Source organism: Blautia sp. HCP3S3_D9 (assembly GCF_052063845.1).
Classification (GTDB): Bacteria; Bacillota; Clostridia; order Lachnospirales; family Lachnospiraceae; genus Blautia_A.
Window position 1 is genome coordinate 1 of sequence record NZ_JBQHWS010000175.1, and the last position, 5,666, is coordinate 5,666.

The window sequence follows — 5,666 nt, forward strand, 5'->3', positions numbered from 1 at the left end:
ATTAAAACTTATACAGCAGCAGTGTGCTGCACAAGCCCAATAAGCTTTAAAAAAAGACTTTTTCCACCAAGGGGAAAGTGCGCCCAAAATTCAAGTTATGGATTCACACTTTCTCCTGTGGTATTAACATTTAAATTCTGATAACACTGCTTACTATCCATTTGACCAGAAGCTCTCCTTTTAAAGGAGTTCTGTTGGAAAATTATTTCTTTTTTTAGATGAACGAGTATAATTATAAATACCCGATTTTTCATTTAATTCATAAGATGTAATAAACTGCTTCTCTTTGAGTGCCTCCAACAGTTGTTCATGCTTTCTATTTGCTAAAATTCTAGGACGAATTTTACTGTCTAAAAGCTTACTTACTTCTTCATACCCTGCAACAATCAATACCTCTTTAATACTATCACATTCAAATTTTTTAATTATCTCGCACAAAAGAACGACCTTATTTGTATCTTGTATATTATCAGAAATAAGAATTTTCTTAACCAAATCCACATTACTAAAATCTGTTAATACTTTTCCTTTTGCAGAGACTATACTTCTATAATGTGTATTCACAATTTCATTACTAGACTGGACACACTCTGCAAATTTCTGTATTATATTCTCATCATAAGCTACTACTGAAAAATTCAATTCACTTGAAATTTCATTGATAAATCTAATCATTATATCTGTTAACGATTGTTTTGAGAAATATTCACAAATATTTTCTGCAGATTCTTCTACCAAATGTCTGCTTAATAAAACATCCATGCAATTCTTATCCGTTACCTCACTCAAATCGTGTAATACAGTTTTTAATAAGAAAATATACTCTTTTTTTACTTCTTCATTCACTTGATCTGAATTTAAAATATAAAGAATAATCTCTTCGTCATCATCAATTCCTTTTGTAGGCATAGTAATTATAATTTCTATAGTATCATTAAGATTACCACAAACATATTTGCATAATGGTTGATCTTTCTTTGACATGATAGCTGTCATTATATGGCCTTGTTCCATATTTTCGTCCATCTGATATGCAAACTCTAAAAAAAGTTTAATATTTGCAGAATTGATAATATATAAATTATTTTCGTAAACTCCAGTTATCACTATTATTAAATATGAATTCGAATCCCTCTTCATAAGCGTTTAAATTTACATCCCTGGTCGGTGTTAATTTTTGAAATTTTAAATCACTCAATCTATCACCTCTTTATTTTTACTTGTTCAATATCTCAAAAATCTCTCTACTCATGAAATTATATAATAAAAATGGCGAGATGCCTATCGTAACACCCCGCCAACCATCTGATTTGTACAAGCTTCATATAATCAGATCAATTTTTACATTTTATACTGGTAACAACTCAGCATTTTTTATAATCTCGTTTATCTGTTTTTCAGCCATTTCAGCCACATCCGCGATCTGAGCAACTGTATAACCTTTGTTGTACATTTTCATAATCATTTCCCGTTTACCCAATTCAATTCCGGTTTCAATCCCAGTCTCTTTAATCTTCTGACTTAAATTACACATAACACTCACATCCTCTCTGAAATCTTTTTCCATCGGAATCGCATATTCATTTCCAATAATATTCAACTTTTCATCTGCCGTTAAATACTGAGATAGCAATGCCCCCAATAATCTATGTAACTCATATTTCTCCTCATGCTTCGGAAGTTCTTCGGCAAGTCCGATCATTACGATATTAACCAAGTCCATTTTGCCTTTCCACGCATGGGAATTTACAATGCTATCTTTTACCAAATGAATATGTTCTAAACTATTTTCCGGCATATTCATACAGACCCAAATGGAATAGACTCGCTTGATATCATTATAATTTGAATTTGAAAAATCTCTTTCCTTTTGTGAGGAAATCATTCGGCTTACATAAAAGATTGCCCGGTTCAATATATCGTATCCATCCGGTTCGTCCTTTTGCGCTTCCACATTGATAATAATCTGCGATAATCCATCCTTCATCCTGACATAGAATATAATGTCAAATCGTATCATTCCCTCATGAAGTTCCTGGTTTTCAGAATTAAACCCTACAACACGAGATCCATCTTTTTCACTAACAACATTAGTAAGACCATTTTCTATTGGAACAGTATTAATAAATGGCTCACCTTCAATGTAGGAAACCACATCTTTTGGATCCATTCCCGTAAACTCATTAACTGTCTTTACTAATATATGAGCCAGTATACTTTTCTGACCAAGTAATCGTTTCGCACTTTCATCATATTGTGCGTCTTTATCTGTCGTAAGAATAGTATTTCGAATTTCTGTATTCAAAAATTTCTCTCCTTTTCTACGGCATTTCTAAAACTATTCTTCGTCCATATATTTATTATACTCCAACTTTAGGGTTGTAACAACATTCAATTTACTATCACTAGGATATTATTATTACCTATGCATCCACTGCAATAAAAAGAAGCACCTGAGTATAACCCAGATGCCATATCGGAAATGTTATTTTAACCAACTTATGATATCTTCATCTGCTGCATGGTTCGCGTTAAATGGTCTGCACCATCTTGCAGGATATTTCTTTTTGATTTTCACCGCAATCTTCTGCGGTTCTGTAGCTCCACTGGTTGTAAAAACTGCTGCCTTTTTTCTGTTCAAATCTACTTTATCCAAAAAACTGAATACTGCATTTGGAAGTGTTCCACACCAGATCGGACTTCCAATCAATATCCGGTCGTATGCAGAAATATCCGGAATTTCCATATCCAGTTTTGGACGTTCTTTCAACAGAATTTCTTTTAATGATGTAAATACAGTTTTTCTATAGGACATCTGATAAGACCTATGAGTCTTAATCTCGATCAAATCCGCACTAGAAAGCTGTGCAATTCGTTCAGCCACGGCTTTTGTTTTTCCTGTCTGTGAAAAATAAACAACTAATGTTTTCATTTTATATTCCTCTCTTTTTCTATTACAATGATAAAGATTATCTGTAATCCTTTGATACATCCAGATAATCACGTTTTCCACTGATATAGTCTGCATACGCTACTTCCGGATCTTTTCCGTGAAATATGGTACATAAACCACACATATCACAATCGGCAATGCATTTGAAAGTATTTTTTATATATTGTCTGCGTTCTTCTTCCGTAGAATTTTCTATTTCCAGTGGTCTCATATTGTTCTATCTCACAATCCCCATATTCTTTCGGTATTCTTCATTAATTTCACGAAGTTCTTTTTCTCCATTAATGTATGGTTCATAAAAAGCATCCACAGATCCACCGCCCAGATTATCGCAGCCATTGCAGAAATCACAGGCTCCACCACACTGATTCAGCCCTTCCTGAACAATACGAATCCTGTCTTCTTTTGTTGTGTCTTTAATCAATATGCTTGTTGGTTTCATTTTGTCCCTCTCCTTTGTAAATATCTATTATCATGTCAAGCGGATATTCTCAATCTGCTTTGCTTGCTCATAATCAAATAATCTGCTCCACAGTTTCAGTTAAACAACTCAATTTGCAACATAACGTCTTATCACACTCATCATCTGACTTTCATCCAGTGGTTTTGACAGATGTTCATTCATGCCTGCTTTACGGCTTTCCTCCATGTCATCCAGAAAAGCATTTGCGGTCATTGCAAAAATAGGTATTTTCTTAGCATCCCTTCGCTTCATTGCACGAATCGTTCTGGTCGCCGTCAGTCCATCCATAATCGGCATCATAATGTCCATCAAGATTAAATCAAAATAGTTTTCTTCTGATGAGGCAAACACATCTACAGCTTCTTTTCCATTAAAAACAGCCGTTACTTCCATGCCTGCATTTTCAAGAAGAAATTCCGCAATTTCCATATTTAATTCATTATCTTCAACTAAAAGTACCTTTACATCAGTCACATCTCCATCTTCGTCTGATTTTTCATAAGTAATAGCTTCTTCATAATCGGTATCAATTTCAAATGGAATGGTCGTCGTAAATGTCGTTCCAACATTCTTTTCACTCTCTACCTCAATTGTTCCGCCCATCATTTCAACAAGCTGCTTCGCGATCGGCAGTCCCAGACCTGTACCCATATAAGCAGTCCGGGCACTGGCGTTCTCCTGGGCAAATGGCTCAAAGGCATGGGAAAGGAATTCTTTGCTCATGCCACGTCCTGTGTCAGAGCATACAAATTTATAGGTAACCACACCATTTGCGCATGCAATTTCAGCAGCAGAAAAAGAAACTGAACCGCCTTCCCGGTTATATTTTATGGCATTTCCATCAATATTCTGTAAAATCTGTTTTAAATGCAGCGGGCTTCCAACCAGATGACAATGTTTTATTTTGCTATGATCTACTGATACCTTTACTCCACGAAAATCCGCATTCATTCTGGCAATCTCAAGACTTTCATGTAAAACATCCTTTAAATCAAAAGGAGTACGTTCCAATACGATCACGCCGGATTCCAGTTTATTCATATCCAGAATACTGTTGACCAGGTCAAGCAGGAATCCGGAAGCTTCCTTTATCTTCTCACGGCATTCTTCCTGCTTTTGCAAACTGTCAGGGAAATGCTCCGCAACCGTGATCATACCCTGAATTCCGTTGATCGGTGTACGAATATCATGGCTCATGCGGCGCAGAAAATCTGTCTTTGCCATATTCGCACGGCGTGCCTCTTCTGCGGTTTCCATCAGTTTCTGTTTATACTCAATTTCTTTCTGTTTTTCCTTATCAATTTTCCGAACTACATACAATGCATTCAATATATTTCCTGCCAAATCACGCTTTTTGGCAATGAATCGCGCCATATTCCACGAGTCAGCCCGGGTCTTATATTCAATGACAACACTGTCAGTATCTTTCAAACGCTCAGACAGGGTCGAAATATCCCAGAATTCACGCATCATCGGCTGATGTTCATCTGATACGATTGTGTTTAACATGCTCTGTAAAATATCCGCGATATAACCTGTTCTGCCGGTCAGCCTGCGCATATTTTCCCAATGAAGCTAATAATACCGGCATTACCTGTTCTAACTCTTTTTCACTTTTAATATTATCCAGAAGGGCTGTGTTTTCCATAACCTCATCTACAGCAGAAATGATCTTTTTTAATTCTTCATATTCTTCTGCACTTTTTTCATTTTCTTTCATCACATAGGCTCCTTACTTCTTTTGATTCTCCTTTTGCTTATATGCCTTTGAATCGTTTGAAGTGCTTTTTGTATCATTTAATTGTTTGGACAAATTATTTTTTCCAAAACAAAAAACAGGGATACGCTATAGACATCTGACCATAACACACCCTGCCTTAATTTCTTCAACTGCCAATCATTCTACAAGTCATATATACAGCTTTCTGACTGCCTTGTCCATAAAATAAGTTGATGCACATGTTCTTTATATACATCAACTTATACAAACCTGTTTTTTGCTATATAAAAAACGAAGTGCTACTTATGAACACTTCGTCTACTTTTAATCTATAATATATTAACGACCCAGAAGAGACTCGAACTCTCGACCTCCGCCGTGACAGGGCGGCGCTCTAACCAACTGAGCCACTGGGCCTCAACTCCCCCTGTTGGACTCGAACCAACGACACTGCGGTTAACAGCCGCATGCTCTACCGACTGAGCTAAGGAGGAATAAAGGTTTGCACCTTCAAAACTACATACATGTTG

7 protein-coding genes and 2 tRNA genes are annotated in these 5,666 nt (G+C 36.0%); all 9 read right to left on the reverse strand.

Annotation, left to right across the window (positions count from 1 at the left end):
- Nucleotides 1-180 precede the first annotated feature (180 nt).
- Entirely contained in the window at nucleotides 181-1,026 is an 846-nt protein-coding gene (locus ACTNES_RS19045) for a hypothetical protein (protein WP_291807201.1), read from the reverse strand.
- Between the two features lie 322 nt (nucleotides 1,027-1,348).
- Entirely contained in the window at nucleotides 1,349-2,305 is a 957-nt protein-coding gene (locus ACTNES_RS19050) for a PD-(D/E)XK nuclease family transposase (protein ID WP_291807198.1), read from the reverse strand.
- A gap of 180 nt (nucleotides 2,306-2,485) precedes the next feature.
- Complete coding sequence (locus ACTNES_RS19055; protein WP_441040399.1) at nucleotides 2,486-2,932, reverse strand: flavodoxin; 447 nt, start codon at nucleotides 2,930-2,932, stop codon at nucleotides 2,486-2,488.
- Nucleotides 2,933-2,969: 37 nt separating this feature from the next.
- Nucleotides 2,970-3,164, reverse strand: a complete 195-nt coding sequence (locus ACTNES_RS19060) for a hypothetical protein (RefSeq protein ID WP_291809657.1) — start codon at nucleotides 3,162-3,164, stop codon at nucleotides 2,970-2,972.
- Between the two features lie 6 nt (nucleotides 3,165-3,170).
- Nucleotides 3,171-3,395, reverse strand: coding sequence for a hypothetical protein (locus ACTNES_RS19065; RefSeq protein ID WP_291809654.1), 225 nt, complete (start codon nucleotides 3,393-3,395; stop codon nucleotides 3,171-3,173).
- Nucleotides 3,396-3,503: 108 nt separating this feature from the next.
- Nucleotides 3,504-4,925, reverse strand: a complete 1,422-nt coding sequence (locus ACTNES_RS19070; RefSeq protein ID WP_441040400.1) for an ATP-binding protein — start codon at nucleotides 4,923-4,925, stop codon at nucleotides 3,504-3,506.
- Nucleotides 4,900-5,136: a hypothetical protein gene (locus tag ACTNES_RS19075; RefSeq protein WP_291809648.1), complete on the reverse strand. Its 237-nt coding sequence runs from the start codon at nucleotides 5,134-5,136 to the stop codon at nucleotides 4,900-4,902. Before ACTNES_RS19075 ends, ACTNES_RS19070 begins: the two co-directional genes overlap by 26 nt.
- A gap of 343 nt (nucleotides 5,137-5,479) precedes the next feature.
- Nucleotides 5,480-5,553: transfer RNA gene (locus ACTNES_RS19080), tRNA-Asp, on the reverse strand.
- A gap of 4 nt (nucleotides 5,554-5,557) precedes the next feature.
- Nucleotides 5,558-5,630, reverse strand: a tRNA-Asn gene (locus ACTNES_RS19085).
- Nucleotides 5,631-5,666 lie beyond the last annotated feature (36 nt).

Bases quoted from the DNA above. Each gene is read 5' to 3' on its own strand.
- ACTNES_RS19055 (WP_441040399.1), bottom strand. From the start codon at position 2,932: ATGAAAACATTAGTTGTTTATTTTTCACAGACAGGAAAAACAAAAGCC.
- ACTNES_RS19060 (WP_291809657.1), bottom strand. From the start codon at position 3,164: ATGAGACCACTGGAAATAGAAAATTCTACGGAAGAAGAACGCAGACAA.
- ACTNES_RS19070 (WP_441040400.1), bottom strand. From the start codon at position 4,925: ATGTTAAACACAATCGTATCAGATGAACATCAGCCGATGATGCGTGAA.
- ACTNES_RS19065 (WP_291809654.1), bottom strand. From the start codon at position 3,395: ATGAAACCAACAAGCATATTGATTAAAGACACAACAAAAGAAGACAGG.
- ACTNES_RS19075 (WP_291809648.1), bottom strand. From the start codon at position 5,136: ATGAAAGAAAATGAAAAAAGTGCAGAAGAATATGAAGAATTAAAAAAG.
- ACTNES_RS19045 (WP_291807201.1), bottom strand. From the start codon at position 1,026: ATGGACGAAAATATGGAACAAGGCCATATAATGACAGCTATCATGTCA.